General features: G+C 63.0%; 17 protein-coding genes and 1 pseudogene. 4 read left to right on the top strand and 14 right to left on the bottom strand.

The genetic code is table 11. The features are described from left to right. The first annotated feature begins 68 nt into the window (after positions 1-68). Together GB880_RS12880 and purL are read left to right on the top strand one after the other, a co-directional pair. The gene (locus tag GB880_RS12880; RefSeq protein ID WP_154491844.1) at positions 69-989 is read left to right on the top strand and encodes a LysR family transcriptional regulator; all 921 of its coding nucleotides are present in this window, start codon (positions 69-71) and stop codon (positions 987-989) included. A 311-nt stretch (positions 990-1,300) separates the two neighbouring features. Next, entirely contained in the window at positions 1,301-3,472 is a 2,172-nt protein-coding gene (gene purL / locus GB880_RS12885) for a phosphoribosylformylglycinamidine synthase subunit PurL (protein WP_154491847.1), read from the top strand. A gap of 68 nt (positions 3,473-3,540) precedes the next feature. On the opposite strand, the gene GB880_RS12890 is transcribed toward purL, so the two are convergent. From GB880_RS12890 to GB880_RS12930, 9 genes are all read right to left on the bottom strand, one after another. Next, positions 3,541-5,067: a DegQ family serine endoprotease gene (locus tag GB880_RS12890; protein WP_154491850.1), complete on the bottom strand. Its 1,527-nt coding sequence runs from the start codon at positions 5,065-5,067 to the stop codon at positions 3,541-3,543. 151 nt (positions 5,068-5,218) lie between these two features. Continuing rightward, complete coding sequence (locus GB880_RS12895) at positions 5,219-5,539, bottom strand: hypothetical protein (protein WP_229774310.1); 321 nt, start codon at positions 5,537-5,539, stop codon at positions 5,219-5,221. Further along, positions 5,539-9,138: a vitamin B12-dependent ribonucleotide reductase gene (locus GB880_RS12900; protein ID WP_263467180.1), complete on the bottom strand. Its 3,600-nt coding sequence runs from the start codon at positions 9,136-9,138 to the stop codon at positions 5,539-5,541. The genes GB880_RS12895 and GB880_RS12900 overlap by 1 nt, the downstream gene beginning before the upstream one ends. A 111-nt stretch (positions 9,139-9,249) precedes the next feature. Further along, positions 9,250-9,477, bottom strand: coding sequence for a hypothetical protein (locus tag GB880_RS12905; protein WP_154491853.1), 228 nt, complete (start codon positions 9,475-9,477; stop codon positions 9,250-9,252). Between the two features lie 67 nt (positions 9,478-9,544). After that, positions 9,545-10,087, bottom strand: a complete 543-nt coding sequence (locus GB880_RS12910; RefSeq protein ID WP_154491856.1) for a 5-formyltetrahydrofolate cyclo-ligase — start codon at positions 10,085-10,087, stop codon at positions 9,545-9,547. After that, positions 10,072-11,457, bottom strand: a complete 1,386-nt coding sequence (mgtE, locus tag GB880_RS12915; RefSeq protein ID WP_154491859.1) for a magnesium transporter — start codon at positions 11,455-11,457, stop codon at positions 10,072-10,074. The genes GB880_RS12910 and mgtE overlap by 16 nt, the downstream gene beginning before the upstream one ends. A gap of 66 nt (positions 11,458-11,523) precedes the next feature. Then, positions 11,524-12,339: an inositol monophosphatase family protein gene (locus tag GB880_RS12920; RefSeq protein ID WP_154491861.1), complete on the bottom strand. Its 816-nt coding sequence runs from the start codon at positions 12,337-12,339 to the stop codon at positions 11,524-11,526. Between the two features lie 77 nt (positions 12,340-12,416). Then, complete coding sequence (locus tag GB880_RS12925; protein ID WP_154491864.1) at positions 12,417-12,776, bottom strand: helix-turn-helix domain-containing protein; 360 nt, start codon at positions 12,774-12,776, stop codon at positions 12,417-12,419. Positions 12,777-13,004: 228 nt separating this feature from the next. Beyond that, on the bottom strand, positions 13,005-14,231 hold the full coding sequence (locus GB880_RS12930; protein WP_154494635.1) for an IS256 family transposase: 1,227 nt from the start codon (positions 14,229-14,231) through the stop codon (positions 13,005-13,007). Positions 14,232-14,356: 125 nt separating this feature from the next. Between GB880_RS12930 and GB880_RS12935 the strand changes: the two genes are divergently transcribed. Both GB880_RS12935 and GB880_RS12940 read left to right on the top strand, forming a co-directional pair. Next, positions 14,357-15,325 carry an NADPH:quinone oxidoreductase family protein gene (locus GB880_RS12935; RefSeq protein ID WP_154494284.1) on the top strand — a complete coding sequence of 323 codons (969 nt, stop codon included), beginning with the start codon at positions 14,357-14,359 and terminating at the stop codon, positions 15,323-15,325. Between the two features lie 125 nt (positions 15,326-15,450). Beyond that, on the top strand, positions 15,451-16,194 hold the full coding sequence (locus GB880_RS12940; protein WP_154494283.1) for a Bax inhibitor-1/YccA family protein: 744 nt from the start codon (positions 15,451-15,453) through the stop codon (positions 16,192-16,194). 121 nt (positions 16,195-16,315) lie between these two features. Here GB880_RS12940 and GB880_RS12945 read toward each other — a convergent pair. From GB880_RS12945 to GB880_RS12965, 5 genes and pseudogenes are all read right to left on the bottom strand, one after another. After that, positions 16,316-16,732 (bottom strand): annotated as a pseudogene (locus GB880_RS12945) (transposase); the annotation flags it as partial. Between the two features lie 71 nt (positions 16,733-16,803). Continuing rightward, the gene (locus GB880_RS12950; protein WP_154494282.1) at positions 16,804-17,715 is read right to left on the bottom strand and encodes a polysaccharide deacetylase family protein; all 912 of its coding nucleotides are present in this window, start codon (positions 17,713-17,715) and stop codon (positions 16,804-16,806) included. A 3-nt stretch (positions 17,716-17,718) separates the two neighbouring features. Further along, the gene (locus GB880_RS12955; protein ID WP_154494281.1) at positions 17,719-19,116 is read right to left on the bottom strand and encodes an MmgE/PrpD family protein; all 1,398 of its coding nucleotides are present in this window, start codon (positions 19,114-19,116) and stop codon (positions 17,719-17,721) included. Positions 19,117-19,167: 51 nt separating this feature from the next. Then, positions 19,168-19,995, bottom strand: a complete 828-nt coding sequence (locus GB880_RS12960; protein ID WP_154494280.1) for an ABC transporter substrate-binding protein — start codon at positions 19,993-19,995, stop codon at positions 19,168-19,170. Positions 19,996-20,014: 19 nt separating this feature from the next. Beyond that, positions 20,015-20,785, bottom strand: a complete 771-nt coding sequence (locus tag GB880_RS12965; RefSeq protein ID WP_154494279.1) for an amino acid ABC transporter ATP-binding protein — start codon at positions 20,783-20,785, stop codon at positions 20,015-20,017. Positions 20,786-20,789: the final 4 nt, after the last annotated feature.

The raw sequence follows: 20,789 nt of genomic DNA on the forward strand, positions 1-20,789 counted from the left end.
TGCCCCGCTAACAGCGTATGGTAAGGGTTGCGCCAATTGCATGGCTGATGCCGCAAGAAAGCACTGGTATGGATTGGGACAAGTTAAGAATCTTTCACGCCGTCGCCGACGCGGGTAGCCTGACCCACGCCGGTGATGTCCTGCACCTGTCCCAATCAGCCGTCAGCCGACAGATTCGCGCCCTGGAAGATTCGCTGGGCACGACATTGTTCCACCGTCACGCGCGCGGCCTGATTCTGACGGAACAGGGCGAGCTGCTATTTGACGCCACCTCGGCCATGGTGCGCAAGCTGGACACCACCGCCGCGCGCATTCGCGACAGCGAGGAGGGCGTGTTCGGCGAGCTCAAGGTGACCACAACCACCGGTTTCGGCACCATGTGGCTGGTGCCGCGGCTGGCCAAGCTTTACGAGCGCTATCCCGATCTCAAGATCGACCTGCTGCTGGAAGAGCGTGTCCTGGACCTGCCGATGCGCGAAGCCGATGTCGCCATCCGCATGAAGGAACCCAATCAGCAGGATCTGATCCGCCGGCGACTGCTGAACATCCGCATGCGTCTGTATGCCACGCCGGAATACCTGGCCAAGAACGGCACGCCAGAAACGCTGGACGATCTGACACCGCATCGTCTGATCTGTCAGACTCCCAGCACGCCCCAGGTCAGTTCAGGAATGGCCCTGTCGCAGATGCTGCTGACCCGCAACATCGCTTCGACCCTGACGGTGAACAATTATTTCGGCGTGCTGCAAGGCGTGCTGCATCATGTGGGCATCGGTATCCTGCCCGATTACCTGACCACCGACTTTCCGCAACTGACCCGCGTATTGCCGGACGTCGAATCAACCGAAGTTCCGGTTTTTCTTGCTTTCCCCGAGGAACTGCGCACTTCACGACGCGTCGCGGCGTTCCGCGACTTCGTGCTCGAGGAAATCCAGGCGATCCGACGCTCGCAGGCCGAGGAAAAGGCGGCAACGGAATCTGCCGACTGACGCGCGAACAGGCAGTCGGCTGGGCTGCGCGCTCAAGATATTCGCAAACTGCATACCGGCCATGCCGCGGCAAACGGATTTGATCCTTGAACCGCGGCCTCCACCGCCATATCTCCACCCTCGAAGGCGATGATCCGAGGCAACTCTCATTACCTTCAACCTCCCTGTTGGACTTGAGCCGGGCTTCATGCCCGGCTTTTTTTTTGCGCCATCGTTGCGCCGGGCAATGCCCTGCCCGCCATGCCGCGAACCCTTTCCTAAATGTCGCCCACAGCTTAAAAGGCCCCAAACCGGGGAAAAGGGGCGCCAGAATGAACGAACCGCAGATCACCGAAGAGCTGATCGCCGCGCACGGGCTGAAACCCGACGAATATCACAGGATTCTCGAGATCATCGGACGCGAGCCCAGCTTTACCGAACTGGGCATCTTTTCGGCGATGTGGAACGAACATTGTTCCTACAAATCGTCCAAGAAGTGGCTGCGCACCCTGCCCACCACCGGACCCCAGGTCATTTGCGGCCCCGGCGAAAATGCGGGCGTGGTCGACATCGGCGACGGCCAGGCGGTGGTGTTCAAGATGGAAAGCCACAACCACCCCAGCTATATCGAGCCGCATCAGGGCGCAGCGACCGGCGTCGGCGGCATTTTGCGCGACGTGTTCACCATGGGCGCCCGCCCGATTGCGGCCATGGATGCGCTGTCCTTTGGTCGCCCCGACCATCCCAAGACCGCGCATCTGGTCAAGGGCGTGGTCGAGGGCATCGGCGCCTATGGCAACGCCTTTGGCGTGCCGAACGTGGGCGGCGAGGTGCGCTTTCACCGCAGCTATGACGGCAACTGCCTGGTGAACGCCTTTGCCGCAGGTCTGGCCGATGCCGACCGGATCTTCTATTCGGCCGCTTCGGGCGTCGGCATGCCCGTGGTCTATCTGGGCGCCAAGACCGGCCGTGACGGCGTCGGCGGCGCCACCATGGCCAGCGCCGAATTCGACGATACGATCGAGGAAAAGCGCCCCACCGTTCAGGTCGGCGACCCCTTCACTGAAAAATGCCTGCTCGAGGCCTGCCTAGAACTGATGCAGACCGACAGTGTGATCTCGATCCAGGACATGGGTGCTGCGGGGCTGACCTGCTCGGCGGTCGAGATGGGCGACAAGGGCGGGCTGGGGATCAAGCTGATCCTCGACAACGTTCCCCAGCGCGAAACCGGCATGACCGCCTATGAAATGATGCTGTCGGAATCCCAGGAACGGATGCTGATGGTGCTGAAGCCGGAAAAAGAGGCCGAGGCCCGCGCCATCTTTGAAAAATGGGATCTGGACTTTGCCATTGTCGGCGAAACCATCGCCGAGGACCGTTTCCTGATCATCCACGGCAACGAGGTCAAGGCCGACCTGCCGCTGTCGAAACTGTCCTCCAGCGCGCCGGAATACGACCGGCCCTGGATCGAGACGCCGCCGCCCGAGGCCCTGCCCGATCTGCCCGCCATCGCCCCGATCGCGGCGTTGCGGGCGCTCATCGGCAGCCCCAGCTATGCGCACAAGGGCTGGGTCTGGGAACAATATGACACCCAGGTCGGAGCCGATACGGTGCAGCGGCCAGGGCTGGGAGCGGGCGTCGTCCGCGTCCACGGCACCCGCAAGGCGCTGGCTTTTACCAGCGACGTGACCCCCCGCTATGTCAAGGCCAACCCGTTCGAGGGCGGCAAGCAGGCCGTCGCCGAAGCCTGGCGCAACCTGTGCGCGGTGGGCGCCCTGCCCTTGGCAGCGACCGACAACCTCAACTTCGGCAATCCCGAAAAGCCGGAAATCATGGGACAGTTTGTCGGTGCCATCAAGGGCATCGGTGCAGCCTGCGCGGCGCTTGATTTCCCGATCGTGTCGGGCAACGTGTCGCTTTACAACGAAACCGACGGCAGGGGCATCCTGCCCACCCCCACCATTGGCGGCGTCGGGTTGATCGACGACCTCGCAAACCTGATCGCCGGCCAACCGGGGGCAGGTGACATCGCCCTGGTGATCGGGGAAACCCGCGGTCATCTGGGCCAGTCGGCGCTGGCCGCCGAAGCCTTCGGCATCGAGGCGGGCGATGCGCCGCCTGTCGATCTGGCGGCCGAGCGCAAGCACGGCGAATTCCTGCGCGCCCAGCGCAAGCTTGTCCGCGCCGCCTGCGATCTGTCGGATGGCGGGCTTGCGCTGGCCGCCTTTGAAATGGCCGAAGCCGCCGGGATCGGCATGTCACTGGACAGCGCCGACATTGCCCAGCTTTTCGGCGAAGATCAGGCCCGCTATCTGGTCGCCTGCGCCCCCGAACAGGCATCCGCTTTCGAGCAGGCCGCGGCCGCAGCGGATGTGCCTGTCAGCCGGGTAGGCAGCTTTGGCGGTGATCGCATTGCCCTGGGCGGGGACAGTGCAGCGCTGGCGGAACTGTCGCAGCTCTATCGCAGTGCCTTTGAAAAGCAGCTCGGCCTGGAATTGGCCTGAAGCCTGATCCCCGAAACAAAGAACGGCCCCGCAAGGGGCCGTTGCCGTTTCATATCGCTGCCGCCCGCCTATTGCACAGGCAGCGCCACAAAGCGCGGCTCACCGGCGCGGCGCACCATCACCAGGATCGATTTGCGGCCGGCATCGCGCGCCTCCTTGATCCGGGCTTCCAGATCGTTCAGGCTGGCTACGGGCTTCTGCCCGGCCTCGGTGATGACATCGCCGGGGGTCAGGCCCTTGTCGGCTGCGGCACCTGAGGGGTCCACCGATTGCACCACCAGCCCCTGCATGTCGCGCGACACGCCCAGTTCCGCCGCGATCTCGGGCGTCAGCGGCGCCAGGGTCATACCCATCAGATCGCTGGCCGAGGCTGTGGCACTGCCCACGCTGCCCGCTCCGGTGCCTTCCGCCAGTTCGCGGCGGCCCAGCGTGACCTTCAGCTCGACCTGCTTGCCATCGCGCTGCACGGTCACATCGACGGCCTCGCCGACCGGCGCATCGGCGACCCGGCGCACAAGATCGCGGGGATCCTTCACCTCGCCGCCGGCAAAGCGGATGATGACATCGCCCGCCTTCATGCCGGCATCGGCCGCAGGCCCGGTGGGGACATCCGTGACCATCGCGCCTGCGGCAGTTCCCAGCCCAAGCGATTCGGCAATGTCAGGCGTCACCGGCTGGATCTTGACCCCCAGCCAGCCGCGCCGCGTTTCGCCGAACTGTTCCAGCTGTTCGACCACCTTGCTCACCACATTCGACGCCATCGAGAAGCCGATGCCGATCGAGCCGCCGTTCGGGGACAGGATGGCGGTGTTCACCCCGATCACCTCGCCATCCATGTTGAACAGCGGACCGCCGGAATTGCCGCGGTTGATCGCCGCGTCGGTCTGGATGAAATCGTCATAGGTGCCAGACAGCGCCCGGTTACGCGCCGAAACGATCCCGGTCGAGGCCGAGAACCCCTGTCCCAGCGGATTGCCCAGCGCCAGCACCCAATCGCCCACGCGCGCCTTGTCGCTATCGCCGAACTTGACGAACGGCAGGGCTTGGGTGCTTTCCACCTTCAGCACCGCGATGTCGGTCTTGTCGTCACGCCCCACGACCTTGGCGGGCAGCTTTTCGCCGGAAAAGAACTCGACCTCGATCTCGTCGGCGCCGTCGATCACGTGATTGTTGGTCACGATCAGACCTTCGGGCGACACCACGAAGCCCGACCCCAGCGCGTTCGAGCGCTGTTCGGTCATCGGTCCGCCAAAGGGGCCGCCCTCGCGTCCGGGCGGAAAGCCGGGAAATCCGAATTCGCGGAACAGATCGCTGAAGGGGCTGCCTTCGGGCAGTTGCGGGCCGCGCGCCAGCGGCGTTGCCACTGTAGCGGTCGTTGTGATGTTCACGACGGCCGGGCTGACCTGCTCGACCAGGTCGGCAAAGCTTTCCGGCATCACCCGCTGCTGCCGGGCGGCGCTGTCGGGCGCGGTCAGCGGCTGGCTGTCGGCGGCAGAGCCCGCAGCAGGCGGCTGTTGGGCAGTCGCCGGATTCATGGCCAGCAGCAGCGCCAGACCCGAGGCGGTCAAAAGATGACGGGACGAAACGGTTTTCATCAGGACGATCTCCTTGGCGGCCGGGCCTTCGCAGTGCCCTGCGGCAATATGCTTATCTTCGGCCGGATTTTCGAGCCCGTTTCAAGCCCGCGCCGCATCCACCGACATGAACTGATCGTGACTGCCGTCACCTGCATTAGCGCCTGACAGATCAGTTCAAGGGCTGGCAGCGCTCCGCGCAGGTCAGCAAGACGCGACTGCTGGCCCCCTGCATGCTGATGGCAGAAACCTGCGCCCGATGGCGATGCCAGCGGCCGCCCAGAACCTCGATGCTGTCCTGACCCTGAAAACTGGCATCCAGAACCGCCAGCAGTGCCGGCCCGCGCAGCTCGACCTCGATGCCGCCGGCGACCGCGCGCACGGCTTGCGGGGTTACGCGCCGCGCGCCCACGATCAGCTCCACCCCCGCGACGTCAGGGCTCGGCAGGGGTTGCCCCGGCGCGGCGGCCGGATGGGTGTCCAGACGCGCCATCAGCTGCACCCGCTGGTCGCGCCGCAGGTGTTGCACTTCATGCAGGTGCCGTTCCTGACAAGGGTATAGTTGCCGCATTCGCCACAGGGATCGCCCTCATAGCCCTGCATCCTGGCCTTGGCGCGTGCATCCATGGTGGCAACCCCGCCCTCGGGCAGCGCAACCGCCATGGCCGAAACCCCGGATTGCAGCGCCATCAGATCCTGCGGCAGACGCTTGCGCAGATAACCGGTCGAACTGATCTGGCGCAGCATTTCCAGCGAACGCGACGCGCCGTCGCTGACCGGGCCGACATTCGGCTGCGGCTCGCCCTCGCCCAGGTCGTCAAACCGCGCCCCCTGCGGGGGCACATGTGCCAGATCGGTGCGGTCCAGATAGCTGATGGCCAGTTCGCGGAACACGTAATCGAGGATCGAGGTCGCATTCTTGATGCTGTCATTGCCCTGCACCGTGCCCGCCGGCTCGAAGCGGGTAAAGGTAAAGGCATCGACGAATTCCTCCAGCGGCACGCCGTATTGCAGGCCGACCGACACCGCGATGGCGAAATTGTTCATCATCGCCCGAAAGCCGGCACCTTCCTTGTGCATGTCGATGAAGATTTCACCCAGACTGCCGTCGTCGTATTCGCCGGTGCGCAGATAGACCTTATGTCCGCCGACGATCGCCTTCTGGGTATAACCCTTGCGCCGATGCGGCAGCTTTTCGCGGTGGCTGCGCACGGCCTCCTTGACGATGATCCGCTCGACCACCTTCTGGGCAATGACGGCGGCCTTTTCCTGCGCGCTGCCGGTGGCCAGGGTTTCCTCGGCGTCCTCGTCATCCTCGACCAGGGCGGCGGCCAGCGGTTGCGACAGTTTCGAGCCATCGCGGTAAAGCGCATTCGCCTTGATCCCCAAGGACCAGGACAGTTCGTAGGCCGCCAGCGCATCGGCAATCGTGGCGCTATTCGGCATGTTGATCGTCTTGCTGATCGCCCCCGAGATGAAGCTTTGCGCCGCCGCCATCATGCGGATGTGGCTGTCGACCGACAGATAGCGGCTGCCCTTCTTGCCGCAGGCATTGGCACAGTCGAATACTGGCAGATGCGCCGGGTCCAGATGCGGGGCCCCCTCCAGCGTCATGGTGCCGCAGACATGGTCGTTGGCGGCGTCGATCTGCGCCTTGCTGAAGCCCAGGTGGCGCAGCAGGTCAAAGGTCGGGTCGGCCAGCTTTTCCGCCGGGATACCCAGGGTTTCGCGGCAGAAGCTTTCGCCGAGCGTCCACTGGTTGAATACGAAACGGATGTCGAAAGCCGCTTCCAGCGCCGACTCGATGCGTTCCAGCTCGCGCGGGCCGAAGCCGTGGCCGATCAGGCTGGCATGGTTGATGGCGGGACAGTTGCCCAGGCTGGCGTGACCCACGGCATATGCGATGATGTCCGCGATCTGGGTCGATGTGTAGCCCAGCGCCTCGAGCGCGGCGGGAACCGAGCGGTTGATGATCTTGAAATAGCCGCCACCGGCCAGCTTCTTGAATTTCACCAGGGCAAAATCGGGCTCGATCCCGGTGGTGTCGCAATCCATCACCAGACCGATGGTGCCCGTGGGTGCGATCACCGTGGCCTGGGCGTTGCGATAGCCGTGCCGTTCGCCCAAGGTCAGCGCATCGTCCCAGCTTTGCCGGGCCAGCGCGACCAGATGCGGATCGGGGCAGTTCTGCGCATCCAGCGCCACCGGGGCGACGTTCACGCCCTGATAGTCGCCGCTGCCATGCGCCGCGGCCCGATGGTTGCGGATCACCCGCAGCATATGGGTGGCATTGCGGGCATAGCCCGGAAACGGCCCCAGTTCGGCCGCCATCTGCGCCGATGTGGCATAGGCCACGCCGGTCATGATCGCGGTCAGCGCCCCGCACAAGGCCCTGCCCTGATCGGAATCGTAGCCCAGCCCCATGGTCATCAGCAGACCGCCGATATTGGCGTAGCCCAGCCCGAGGGTGCGGAAATCATAGCTGCGCTGGGCGATTTCGCGGCTGGGGAACTGTGCCATCAGCACGCTGATTTCCAGGGTCAGCGTCCACAACCGGGCGGCATGGACATAGGCCTCGGCATCGAAATTGCGACCGTTCCAGAAAGTCAGCAGGTTCATCGACGCCAGGTTGCAGGCGGTATCGTCCAGGAACATGTATTCCGAACACGGGTTCGAGCCCCGGATCGGCCCGTCCGCCGGACAGGTGTGCCAGGCGTTCACGGTGTCGTGGAACTGGATGCCCGGATCGGCGCAGGCCCAGGCGGCGTGCCCGATCTGATCCCACAACTCGCGCGCCGAAACCGTGCGCGCCACCTTTCCGTCGGTGCGGCGGATCAGCTCCCAAGGCAGATCCTCACGCACCGCCCGCAGGAAGGCGTCGGTCACCCGCACCGAATTGTTCGAGTTCTGCCCCGAGACCGAGACATAGGCTTCGGAATCCCAATCGGTATCGTAGGTCGGAAATTCAATCGAATCAAATCCCTGACGGGCATATTGCAGAACCCGGTTCACATAGGTTTCCGGGATCATGCTGCGTTTGGCACTGCGAATTGCCGATTTCAACGCCGCGTTCCGGGCCGGGTCGGTCGCATCCTCGATGCTGCCATCCCAGCCACGGATCGCGGCGAAGATTTCGTTCAACTTGCGTTCATGCATCTTGGAACCAGCCACCAGCGCGGCGACCTTCTGTTCCTCGATGACCTTCCAGTTGATGAACTGCTCGATGTCGGGGTGATCCATGTCGCAGATCACCATCTTTGCCGCGCGCCGGGTCGTGCCGCCCGATTTGATCGCGCCGGCTGCGCGGTCTCCGATCTTCAGAAAGCCCATCAGCCCCGAAGATTTGCCGCCGCCCGACAGTTTCTCGCCCTCCCCTCGAAGGGACGAAAAATTGGTGCCCGTGCCCGAGCCATATTTGAACAGCCGCGCCTCGCGGACCCACAGGTCCATGATGCCGCCTTCGTTCACCAGATCGTCGGCAACGGACTGGATGAAACAGGCGTGCGGCTGGGGATGCTCATAGGCGCTGTCCGATCGGGTCAGCTTGCCCGTGCGGTAATCGACGTAGAAATGCCCCTGGCCCGGGCCGTCGATCCCATAGGCCCAATGCAGGCCGGTGTTGAACCACTGCGGCGAATTGGGCGCGCCCATCTGCGCGGCCAGCATGAAGCGCATTTCGTCGTAATAGGCGCGGGCGTCATCCTCGGTGGTGAAATACCCGCCCTTCCAGCCCCAATAGGCCCATGCCCCGGCCATGCGGTCGAATACCTGCCGGGCCGAGGTTTCCCCGATGTAGCGCTCTGCCTCGGGCAATTCGGCCAGCGCCTGTTCGTCGGCGACCGAACGCCACAGGAATTCAGGCACCGATTTTTCGCGCACGGGCTTCAGCCGCGCCGGCACCCCGGCCTTGCGAAAGTATTTCTGGGCGATCACGTCAGCGGCGACCTGGCTCCAGCCTTCGGGAACCTCGACGGCCTCGTTGCGGAACACGATCTGGCCGTCGGGGTTGCGGATTTCGCTGCTGGTGGTCTTGAAAGTGATGCCACCATAGGCCCCGGTTTCGACCTTGGTAAAGCGCCGTTCGATCCGCATTTGTGCCGTCCCTGCCGCCTGGGTGGCGCGAACCGATCGGGCAGATGCCTGCGCATCCCTGCCCGGCCGGCCACCGCCGCCCTCACCTGTTGTTGACCCGATGCGATCTGTTCAGCCACTAAATCTGGTGGCCAGATCGCTACGCGCCACAAACTGGCGTGAGTGAATGCGTGTTTCAACCGAATTATTTTTTCCGATCTCCGCGTTCGCCATTGACAGGCGAGCCTTGCCGCAGCCGCAAAGATTCGTCCCCAGAATGCCGCAGAAGGCGCAGGTTTTCACGCATAGCGCGAAATTCCTGCAATCCGGGGCGCTTCGCAGCCGCTGTTCAAGCATCATCCACAATTTCATCCACAGCGACACGGCATCCGCGTCAGCGTGAATGCTGCATGGGCAAAAATCGACTTCAGGGGCTGGGCGTGATGATTTCCCGGTCGGTGACGATCATATCAAGCGGTTGATCGGTCGGCTCCGTGGGAATCAGGCGAATCTCTTGCCCGGCAAAGGCCAGGCCGATGGCTGTGGTCGGACCGGCAGCGCGCAGCTGCGCCAGGGTCCGGTCGTAAAACCCGCCGCCGTAACCCAGTCGCGCACCGTTACGGTCGAAACCTGCCAGTGGCACGATCAAGACCTGCGGCCGCAACTCGGGCGCATCGGGGGGTGGATGGCGGGTATCATACCGCCCGACTTCAAGCCGCCCGTCGTATCGACGGAATATAAGGGGCTGCGCCGGCGCAGTCACCACCGGCAGACAGACCGGCCCATCGTGAGCCGTCATGGCGGGACGGGGATCGGCCTCGCCCCGCATGGGCCAGTAACCGGCCAATACCTGCCCGGACCAGGGGGCAAGCACTTCCCTTAAATTCTGGCTCAACGCATGCGCATCACCGCCGCGTTCACGCGCCTGCAAAGCCTGCCGGCGCAACGCATGCTTTACATCAACATCCATGATGCCAGGCCCAGAAAGGCGAAAAAGCCCATCACATCGGTCATGGTGGTCACAAATGTTCCCGAAGCCAGCGCCGGATCCAGCCCCAGACGGCTCAGCCCCAGCGGCACCAGCACCCCGCCCAGCGCCGCCACGACCTGATTGACCATCATCGCCATGCCCAGCACCATGCCGATCCAGACCGATCCCAGGATGACGGTGCCCGCCAGAAGCAGGATGGCAGCCAGACCCAACCCGTTCAGCAGCCCGGCGAACAGCTCGCGAAAGATCACGCGCCGCGCGTTGGCACTGGTCAGTTCGCGGGTTGCCAGACCACGCACTGCAACTGCCAGCGACTGCGTGCCGGCGATACCACCGGTCGAGGCGACAATCGGCATCAATGCCGCCAGCACGACCAGCTGTTCCAGCGTCGATTCAAAGCGCGAGATCACCAGCGCCGACAGCGAGGCCGTGAACAGGTTGGTGACCAGCCACGGCAGGCGCTGACGTGCGGTTTGCAGGGGACCGTCGGACACATGGCTTTCGTCGGAAACGCGGGCCATGCGCAGAAAATCCTCTTCATGCTCTTCGTCCAGCACGGCCATGGCATCGTCGATGGTGATGACACCCACCAGCCGGTCGTGATCGTCCACCACCGGCGCGGAAATCAGGTGATACTTGTTGAAGGCATAGGCGACATCGCCTTCGTCCTGCCGCGCGGAAATGGTGCGAAAGCTGTCCTCTGTAATCTCGCGCAGCGGAACATGACGACGGGTGGCCAGCAACTTGCCCAAGGTCACATAGCCCGTCGGATGGCGGCGCGGATCGACAAGGATCACGTGATAGAACTGATCGGGCAGCCATTCCTCGGAGCGCAGAAAGTCGATGGTCTCGCCCACGGTCCAGTGTTCGGGCGCGGTCACCACCTCGGACTGCATCAGACGCCCGGCCGAATATTCGGGATAGGTCAGCGAGCGTTCGACAGCCGCGCGGTCCGAATCGTCAAGCGCGGCCAGGATCGCCTGCTGCTCGGGCTCTTCCATGTCCTCGATCAGGTCGACGACATCGTCGCTGTCCATTTCCCGCACGGCTTCGGCAAGCACCTCGCGCGGCATCTGCTCGACGACTTCCTCGCGGATCGATTCGTCGATTTCGGACAGGATCTCGCCGTCGATTTCGCCCGAATAAAGCTGCAGGAAGGCGCGCCGACGCTGCGGCGTCAGCTGTTCGATCAGGTCTGCGATATCGGCGGCGTGCAACGGCTCGAGCAGCGCGTCCAGTCGCGGGCCGTCACCTTCGTCTATGGCCCGCAAGATCGCATCAAGATCCTGCTTCTTGAGCTGAAATTCTTCCTCGCTGGCTTCGGTTTCGGCGTCGCGCGGGTCAGACATCGGCGGCCCCTCGTGTCAGTTCGGGTCTGAAGGTTAGCGGCACCATAGTGCCCAGCGGCACGGGCCTCAATCGCCGTTCAGCAAATCCAGCGCCTGCGCGTGCAATTCCCGGGAAGCGGCGGCGACAATACGACCGCCGTGATGCGCCGGCCCGCCCTGCCAGTCGCTGACCACACCGCCAGCGGCCTCGATCAGGGCGATGGGCGCCACGACGTCATAGGCTTGCAGCCCCGCCTCGATCACCAGATCGACATGCCCCGCTGCCAGCAGGGCATAGGCATAGCAATCAAGGCCATAGCGCACCAGTCGCACCCGGTCGGCCACGCGGCGAAAGGACCGGTGTTCCTGCGGGGTGCCAACTTCGGGATAGGTGCTCATCAAGGTGGCATCTGCCAGTTCGACCCCCTGGCGGACGGCAAGCGACTGACGGGCGCCGCGCCCGGCCAGCCAGGCCCGACCAAAGCCGCCCTCGAAACGTTCATCCAGATGCGGTTGATCGATCAGGCCATAGATCGGACCCTGCCCATCGGTCACACCGATCAGCACCCCCCAGCTGGGCGCGCCCGCCATGAATGCGCGCGTGCCGTCGATCGGATCAAGCACCCATGTGAGGCCGCTGCTTCCGGACCGCGGACCGTATTCCTCCCCCAGGATAGCGTCCAGCGGCCGCTCGGCCTCGAGGATCGCGCGCATCGCGCGCTCGCTGGCTCGATCAGCCTCGGTCACAGGATCAAATCCGGCCGAAGCCTTGTTGTCGGGCCGCAGGGCCGGGCTGCGGAACAGCCTCAAAGTCTCGAGACGGGCGGCGTCGGCCAGCCGATGCGCCACCTGCACGATCCGGTCGGCCTGTTCGGCCGAAATCTGAAGCGTTTGCGGAACCATCGGCGCACCTTTCCTGTCCCTTTCAGGCAGGTTCTAGCGCCCATTGCAGGCAAGCGAAAGCCTGCGTCGCAGCAGTGTCAGGCGGCGTCGGACAGCACGCGGGCCAGCTCGAAGATCTGGCGCCGTTGTGCTTCGGGCATGGCGTAATACGCCCGAACCAGCTGCAGCGCCTCTTTATCGGCAAGAATGTCGCCGGGCACGGCCTCGGTCAGGTTCGCCTCATCCAGACCTTCAAAGAAGAAGCTGATCGGCACATCGACCGCGCGCGAGATATCCCAAAGCCGCGAAGCCGAAACCCGGTTCATCCCGGTTTCATATTTCTGGATCTGCTGGAACTTGATCCCGACCTTTTCCGCAAGCTGCTGTTGGGTCATGCCGATCATCCAGCGGCGATGCCGGATGCGCTTGCCGACATGCACGTCCACATTGTGTTTCATGGTAACACCTCACTCAATCTAAAGTGGCGCTACACCAAGTTGGCGCAATTTTCGAGTTCGATCATTGGCACTTGTCCAAAAAGACAATGGTCCCCCCAGGCCAGAAAAGGCTGGCGGCCCACCCCTGCCCGGTGTCAAGAATGCGGCGGCATATCCGACGAGCGTTGTGTCGCGAATGTGGTGGAATTTGCCAAGCAGCGCGCTCCGGGCATGTAACGTTGGCTCCGGTCAGGCCGCGAGGTCAAGAGGCATCGGCACGAGAGGCTGAGAGAGGGTTTCCCAGCCATCGACTTTTCGCATCTGGATCTGCCCTGACGCCAGGAGCGCCCATAGCAGCATCGGCACGGTTTCAGCGCAGGGCAGCACGGTCTGGGTCTTGATCCGGCGCCGGAATTCCTCGTTCAGGCGCTCGATGGCATTGGTGGTCCGTGCGGATTTCCATTGTGAAGGATCGAGGCGCGTGAAGCTGAAGAGCCGGTCACCTGCTTCCTCCAGGCTATCGGCCACGGCCCGGCACTTCAGCTTCCACTTCCGCAGGAAAGCCTTGCGACGCTTCTCGATCTCGGCGGCGGTGTCGGCGTAGATCATGTCGCGGTAGTCTTCGCTCAACTCGTCGTGCAGGCGCTTGGGGGCGTGGCCGAGCAGGTTACGGTGCTTGTGAACCGTGCAGCGCTGGATCGGCAGGTCCTCGCCCCAGAGCGCCACAAGCGCGGCCTCAAGGCCGGGGGCACCATCAACGATCACGAACTCGGGCCGTCTGAGGCCCCGCGCATCCAGGTCGGCGAGGAAGCTGCCCCAGGCAGCCGTGCTTTCGCCGCCCATGTTCCTGATCGAGAGGAGCACCTTTTGCCCGTCGCGCCGCACGCCGATCGCCGCCAGCACCGAAATGTTGGTGGCCTTGCGGTCCAGCCGGGTCTTGATGACGGTGCCGTCGAGAATGAGCCGCACGATCTCTTCGCCGGTCAGGTCGCGGGCGGACCAGGCGTCCCAGTCGACCTTCACCTTGCGCCAGGCCCGGCTGACGACATCCTTGCTCACGGCGCCTTCGAATAAGCCGAACAGCGCCCGCTTGACCCGGCGCGTGTTGGTGCCAGCCAGGTAGACCGCTGCGATCAGTGCCTCGGCCCTCTTCGTCAGCCGCTTGTAGCGTGGCAGGGCCTTCGAGCGCCATTCGCTGATCTTGCCGGCCTCGTCCTCGATCCGGGCACGAGGAACCCGCACCGTCTCAGTGCCGAATGTGCCGGTCAGCTGTCGGTCGCGATGCCCGTGGCGGTAGCCCCTGGACCGCTCGTTGCCGCGGCCGTAACGAAGCCGACCAAGAAAGTCGGCAAGTTCCTCTTCGAACATGGCCTCAATGGTGGCCCGGACATTCGCCCGCAGGCGATCCTCGATCGGATCATACCCGCCTGCCTCGGGCAGTAGCGAAAAGGACGAGTTGTCGATATTCTGCTTCATGGCGTGATCTCCCTGGCGGTTGCAGCCGCCGGTTGGGTGGGTGTTGGTTCACCCGGAGATTACGCCACCAGCCAATTTCTACCACTTCCGAGACACGACCCCGACGAGCGCAGGAAGGGACCGATATGGAAAAGCACTGGCAGATCATGCAGGTCAGGGAAATGGAGGGCGATCCGGTGCCCGATACCCATGGGCTGGGCCAACCCGGCCCCGGTCAGGTGCTGGTGCGCATGCACGCCGCCGCGCTGAATTTCGCCGATCTGCTGATGGCCCAGGGCCGCTACCAGGAAACCCCGCCGCTGCCCTTCATTCCAGGGCTGGAAGGCGCGGGCGAGATACTTGCCGTCGGCCCGGAGGTGAGCCTGTCGCCGGGCACGCGCGTGGCAGTCCAGGCGCAGGGCACAATGGCCGAGGCCAACCTTTTCCCGGCTTCGCGTTGTTATCCGATCCCCGAAGGCATGACCTATGAAGAGGCCGCCGGTTTTCTGGTCGCCTATGGCACCAGTCACCTGGCCCTGACCCATTTGGCGCGGCTGCAGGCGGGGCAAACGCTGGTGGTGCTGGGGGCCGCGGGCGGAGTCGGACTGACCGCGGTCGAAATCGGCGCCGCATTGGGCGCGCGGGTGATCGCAGTTGCCCGCGGCAAGGACAAGCTTCAGATTACCCGGGAGGTCGGGGCCAGTGACACGCTCGACAGCGACGACTGCCCCGATCTGCTGGCCGCGCTGCGTGAAATGGGTGGCGTCGATGTGGTGTATGATCCCGTCGGTGGCGCACTGGCCGAACAGGCATTTGCCGCCTTGCGCCCAGGCGGACGCTTTCTGCTGATCGGCTTCGCCAGCGGCAAGCCCCCGGTGCTGCCGCTGAACCATGCGCTGGTCAAGAACATCGCCATTCATGGACTTTACTGGGGCGGATATCATCAGCTTGATCCCGACACCCTCAACAAGGATATTCAGGCGCTGTTCGATCTTTATCGCGCCGGCAAGCTGCACCCTCATGCCGGGGCTGTCGTGAAGCTGCAGAACCTGAAGGACGGCTATGATCTGCTGCGCAACCGAAAGGCGACCGGAAAGGTGATCGTTAGCATCTGAAATTTTCGTCATATCGCCCCCCGAGGCGGACGCGGCGGATTGAAAAAAGTGCCCGTGTGACCAATATTTGGCTCGATGGTGGGCCAATCCGCGGCCGCACCGCGATTTTCGACCGGGGAGAACCTATGCAAGACTACAATTCGATCCGCACGGCCGGGACCGCGACGCGCTCGGCTGCGGTGGATGAAGGCCTGCGCGCCTATATGAACAAAGTCTACGGCCTGATGGCCGTGGCCATGCTTGTCACCGCCGGCGCCGCCTGGGGCATCGCCGGGCTGGCGCAGAATCCCGACGGCACGCTGACTGCGCTGGGCGCGGCGATCTATACCTCGCCGCTGCGCTGGGTCATCATGTTCGCGCCGTTGCTGGTCGTGTTTGCCTTTGGCGCGGCGGTCAACCGCCTTTCGGTCAGCGCCGCTACGACGCTGTTCTATTTCTTCGCCGCGCTGATGGGGCTGTCCATCAGCTGGATCTTCATGGTCTACACCTCGTTCTCGATCGTGCAGACCTTTCTGGTGACGGCAATCGCCTTTGCCGGGCTGTCGCTTTACGGCTACACCACCAAGCGCGACCTGTCGGGAATGGGAACCTTCCTGCTGATGGGGCTGATCGGCCTGATCGTGGCGTCGATCGTCAACATCTTCCTGAAATCCAGCGCCATGCAGTTCGCGATCTCGGTCATCGGGGTTCTGATCTTTGCCGGTCTGACCGCTTTCGACACGCAGAACATCAAGAATACCTATCTGCAGCTGGCGAATTCGGATCGCGACTTCCTGGGCAAGTCGGCCATCATGGGTGCGCTGCAGCTTTACCTCGACTTCCTGAACCTCTTCATGTTCCTGCTGCAGTTCATGGGTAACCGCGAATAAGCCATAGGCTTTGAAAACCATTGCAAAGGCCGGGCATATGCCCGGCCTTTCGCGTCAGGTATTTGCGTGCCGGAACGTAGATGCTTCATTGACCATACCGCTGCGCGACAGCGATCAAGATCACGCGCCGAGAGCCGAAGCGACGGCGCTTCCCGCGATCTTGTGCATCTCCTCATGGATTTGCGGGTTGTCTGGCGGCCGTTCACGTCGCACCGTCTTGGAATCGAGATCGATCAGGGCACAGGTCCGGAAAGGTGAGACCGGATGATCCTTCACCGCCCGCAGCACTGCGTCTCGCCGCGCCATCTGTGCCGTCAGGGCTTTCCCAAGAGATCCCTCAACACCGCATTGTCCATCATGCATCTGACAACAGCCGCTTGAGCTACGCATTCTCATCCTTGAGCTGCTTCAGCCGCCGGGTGTCGTACAGGTCCATTCCGCCATACTGGGCCTTGAGCTTGTAGAAGGTCGCGGGGATCAACCCGTGATTCCGACAGAGTGCGGAGGGTGGCAAGCCAGCCTCCTGTTCCTTGATCATCCCGATAATCCGCGCCTAGGTGACACGGCTTTTCCTCATCTCGTCTGGCCCCCTCTCAGGTTGGGCAGACTCTACATCGCAGCGCGGGAGCTTCCGGGGGCAGGTCGATTCGCTTCCAGCGTGCCTTCGCAATTCTCGAAATGCTCGAGTATTTGCGCGCCCGTGGCGATCCATACGTCATCGCGCCGGACCACGTTTGTCAGGAAATCACGCAGAAGCCGCCAACGCATCGGACGGCCCGAGACCTGCGGATGCAGGACCAGTGTGGTAACACCACCCCACGCATGTGTCGCCTCGAACTCGTCCAGCCACAGCGGCAGGATCGAATCCCGGCCGAAGATTGGACGAGAATCCAGGCGGCTGGTCATACCGAAATTCCAGTCATCAAAGGCATAGTTGACCGGAATTTCCACCGGCCCCGGACGACCGTCCGGCAAGCGATGACGATAGGGACGAATATCATCGCGGAACGAACTTGAATAACGCAGTCCACGATCTGCGAGATAGGCGAGAAGCTCGGGAAAGTTTTCGCCCGATGGAGCGCGATAGCCCACGGGACGCACACCAAGACGGGCTTGCAATGCCTCCAGCCCACGATCGATTTCCTCGCGCGCCTCCTCAAGCCTGTTTCTGTCAGGACACTTGTGCAGATATCCGTGATGGGCGATCTCGTGCCCGGCTGCGACAATGGGCTCACATGCTGCCGTATGCGCCTCTGCCGTCCAGCCGGGAATGAAGAAGGTGGCCGTCAGACCCGTTTCATCCAGCAGTTCCAGAATTTTTGCAATTCCGACACGGGCGTCATAACCACCATATGAGGTCGTGACCATCCGATCCACGTTTTCGGGTCGGTTGCCGATCCAGGCGGTTTCGGCGTCCACGTCGAAGCCGATGAAAACCGCGCTGCGCTTGCCTTCAGGCCAGGGGAAATCCGGCGCGGCAGGTGCCGGGTTCAGCGGGCGGGGCGTCAGGTCATGGGTCATCGGCTATCCGAAAAGAGAGGGCTCGGGCATATCGCAGGTCAGCATTGACGGCAGGCAGCGGCAATCGCTCTGATCCTTGATCGACAAGGTAAATTCGGCCAGCGCCTGGGCCTGGGCCGGCGAAAGCACCATGGCCGACAGCTTGTCGAATTTGGCGCGAATGGCTGCGTCTGTCATTGGTCGCTCGCCCGAACCGGTTGCACGCGGAACCATGCGCGTTTCTTGCGCGCCGTCAGCGAAGGTTACGGTAACCATCGGCTCGGCCATCTGCGGAAGGTCCGGGTCAGGATGAAAGCGGATCCTTGCAAGGAATGCAGCAATGCGGCTATCGCTTCGTGCCTCGGCAGCGTATTGAGCCAGATCGACCCGGCCGAATACGCATAGCGCCGCCAGAGCATAGCCAAGGCTCATCTGCGCGCCGGCCAGGGTATCCAGCCGTGCGGTGCCGCACATATCCATCAGGAATGGGCTGAGCACTACGTCGATGACCTCGATCGAACCTGCATCGCGGTCGGTCTCGGCCAGGATGTCACCGACCGCGTCAATCGCGGAATGCGCGCCCCGGCAGGCGGCATAGGGTTTCAGCGAGGCCCGCTCGATCATCCAGTCCTGGCCCAGGCCACGCGATAGCGCCTCGGGCGCGGCCTGACCTGTAAGGGTTCTGAAAAAGCCCCCCCAGACATCTTCGAATACCAGTGAAGGCCCCGAAAGTCCCGCCCGAGCAAGATCGGCAGCCAGCATGCCACCTTCGGCAGCCCGACCGGCATGGATCTTCTTGGCCTGACTGCCATCGTGAATGAATGCCCATAGCCCAGATGAGAGGCTGGTTGCCATTGTGATCGCCTGCCCGGTCGTGGCGGCATCATAGCCGCGCAAACGCGAGACAGCGGCGGCCGCGGCCAACGTCCCGCAGGTGCCGGTCGAATGCCATCCCGCGCCGTTATGCGCCCCATAGCCGCCAGAAGCGTCCAGAACGCGCCGGCCGACCTCATAACCTGCAAGCCATGCACACAGGAAATCTGCGCCCGCAACCGGCTTTGGCATTCCCGCCAGCGCCGCCAGCAGCGCAGGCAGAACCACCGCCCCGGTGTGATCGCAGCCCCCGGAATCGTCCAGTTCAAAAACATGGGCAGCCACCCCGTTGACCAGGGCAGCGTCGCGGGCGGTGGTCCCTTGTCCGCCGCCCAGCAGCCGGGCCGGGCCGTCCGGGGCCACCAGATTGCGAAGATTTCTGAACTCGACCGAACAGGTGCCAGCCAGCGCTGCACCCATGGTGTCAAGCAGATGCCAAACCCCACGCCGCACCACCCGATCAGGCAGCATGTCGAGTGTCAGCGAACCACAGAATGCAGTCAGTTCCTGAAAATGCGGCGATGCCGTGAAAGCGGGATCGGTTTGCATGTTGCTTTCGGCCTGAAATAGCGGCCCCGGCATTTGCCGGGGCCATTGATGTCAGTTGACGGCTTCGCCGTTGATCATGACCTGATCGAGCATGGTGTGAGCCAAGCCGTATTTCTCGAAGATTTCCTTGTATTCTCCAGACTGCATCAAGGACTTGAGGGCGCCGGCGAAAGCGTCGCGCAGGTCGGTTGCGTCCTTGGGGAATGCAATGCCCTGATGAACCGAGGTGAAAGGCTCGCCGACCACGGCATAGGTGTCGGGTTCAAGCTGCATCAGATAGGGAAGCGTTTCCGCGCCCTGGACGGCACCATCAAGCCGTCCCTGCTTCAACTGGGTGCGCGCATCGGCGGATCCTTCGGTGCCGACAACCTGCAAGGCCGGTTTGCCATTTGCCTCGCAATGTTTCTGACTCCAGGCGGCGGCTTCGTCGGGAAACGAGGTGCGACGGCTCATGCCGACCTTCTTGCCGCAAAAATCAGTCAGTTCCTTGAACTCTGCGGCGCGTTTGGCAGAGGTATAGAATTGTGCGCCAGACTGCATGTAATCGACGAAATCCATGGTTTCGCGACGCGTGGGCAGATCGCTCATTCCGCTCAGCACGATATCGATGCGACCGGTATTCAGTGCAGGCACCATTTGCTCGAACCCGATTTCAGACCATTCGATTTCGGTGCCGAGTTTGCTGGCAAGCGCCTTGCCCAGGTCAATATCCAGACCAATCAGTTCATTCGTGGCGGGATCGCGGTATTCCATCGGCGGGTAGTTTGGCGTGTTCGCCGCGACGATCTTGCCCTTTTCCACATATTTTGCCGGCAGATCCTGCGCCTGCGCGGCAAAGGCCAGCATGCAGGCCGAGACGGTCAGTAGTGCTTTCTTCATTTTGGTTACCTTCCTGTTTTCAATGTTGGACGGCACGAAGGAAATTCGCTGTCCGGGGGTTTTCAGGGTTGGAGAGTATCTTGGCCGACGGGCCATGCTCGACCAGCCTGCCACCTTCCATGAAGGCGACATTGGTGCTGACGTTCCGGGCAAAGCCCATCTCGTGGGTAACGACGATCATGGTCATCCCCGAGGCGGCCAGGTCGTTCATCACGTTCAGCACCTCGGCCACAAGTTCAGGATCAAGCGCCGAAGTCGGTTCATCAAACAGGATCAGCGAAGGCCGCATGCCCAGCGCGCGGGCGATGGCGACGCGCTGCTGCTGCCCCCCCGACAGTTCTGCGGGATAGCTTCCAGCCTTGTCGGCAAGGCCGACACGCGCCAGCAACTCTGTCGCATGGTCCTTGGCGGCCTTGCGGCCTTCGCCCAGCACCTGCACTGGGCCTTCCATGATGTTTTCCAGTGCCGTCTTGTGAGGGAACAGGTTGAAGCGCTGGAACACCATGCCGATTCCACGACGCTGCCGGGCCAGTTCTGCATCCGACATCTCATAGAGCTTGTCGCCTTCGCGCCTGTAACCGATCAGTTCTCCATTGGCCCAGATTGCCCCGGAATCAATGCGCTCCAGCAGGTTGATGCATCGCAGGAACGTGCTTTTCCCCGATCCTGAAGGACCGATGATACAGCTGACCTCGCCCTTCTTGACCTCGAGGCTGACATTGTCGAGCGCCTTGAAGCCCCCGAAGTTCTTGCAGACATCTACGGCTTTGACCAGAATAGCGTCACTCATTGGC

The sequence above is a fragment of the Paracoccus sp. SMMA_5_TC genome (genome assembly GCF_009696685.2).
In the GTDB taxonomy this organism is placed as follows: domain Bacteria; phylum Pseudomonadota; class Alphaproteobacteria; order Rhodobacterales; family Rhodobacteraceae; genus Paracoccus.

Bases quoted from the DNA above. Each gene is read 5' to 3' on its own strand.
- GB880_RS12895 (WP_229774310.1), bottom strand. From the start codon at position 5,539: ATGGCGCGTCTGGACACCCATCCGGCCGCCGCGCCGGGGCAACCCCTG.
- GB880_RS12890 (WP_154491850.1), bottom strand. From the start codon at position 5,067: ATGAAAACCGTTTCGTCCCGTCATCTTTTGACCGCCTCGGGTCTGGCG.
- GB880_RS12910 (WP_154491856.1), bottom strand. From the start codon at position 10,087: ATGGATGTTGATGTAAAGCATGCGTTGCGCCGGCAGGCTTTGCAGGCG.
- GB880_RS12935 (WP_154494284.1), top strand. From the start codon at position 14,357: ATGGAAAAGCACTGGCAGATCATGCAGGTCAGGGAAATGGAGGGCGAT.
- GB880_RS12940 (WP_154494283.1), top strand. From the start codon at position 15,451: ATGCAAGACTACAATTCGATCCGCACGGCCGGGACCGCGACGCGCTCG.
- GB880_RS12905 (WP_154491853.1), bottom strand. From the start codon at position 9,477: ATGATGCTTGAACAGCGGCTGCGAAGCGCCCCGGATTGCAGGAATTTC.
- GB880_RS12880 (WP_154491844.1), top strand. From the start codon at position 69: ATGGATTGGGACAAGTTAAGAATCTTTCACGCCGTCGCCGACGCGGGT.
- GB880_RS12960 (WP_154494280.1), bottom strand. From the start codon at position 19,995: ATGAAGAAAGCACTACTGACCGTCTCGGCCTGCATGCTGGCCTTTGCC.
- GB880_RS12965 (WP_154494279.1), bottom strand. From the start codon at position 20,785: ATGAGTGACGCTATTCTGGTCAAAGCCGTAGATGTCTGCAAGAACTTC.
- GB880_RS12900 (WP_263467180.1), bottom strand. From the start codon at position 9,138: ATGCGGATCGAACGGCGCTTTACCAAGGTCGAAACCGGGGCCTATGGT.
- purL (WP_154491847.1), top strand. From the start codon at position 1,301: ATGAACGAACCGCAGATCACCGAAGAGCTGATCGCCGCGCACGGGCTG.
- GB880_RS12925 (WP_154491864.1), bottom strand. From the start codon at position 12,776: ATGAAACACAATGTGGACGTGCATGTCGGCAAGCGCATCCGGCATCGC.
- GB880_RS12930 (WP_154494635.1), bottom strand. From the start codon at position 14,231: ATGAAGCAGAATATCGACAACTCGTCCTTTTCGCTACTGCCCGAGGCA.
- GB880_RS12920 (WP_154491861.1), bottom strand. From the start codon at position 12,339: ATGGTTCCGCAAACGCTTCAGATTTCGGCCGAACAGGCCGACCGGATC.
- mgtE (WP_154491859.1), bottom strand. From the start codon at position 11,457: ATGTCTGACCCGCGCGACGCCGAAACCGAAGCCAGCGAGGAAGAATTT.
- GB880_RS12955 (WP_154494281.1), bottom strand. From the start codon at position 19,116: ATGCAAACCGATCCCGCTTTCACGGCATCGCCGCATTTTCAGGAACTG.
- GB880_RS12950 (WP_154494282.1), bottom strand. From the start codon at position 17,715: ATGACCCATGACCTGACGCCCCGCCCGCTGAACCCGGCACCTGCCGCG.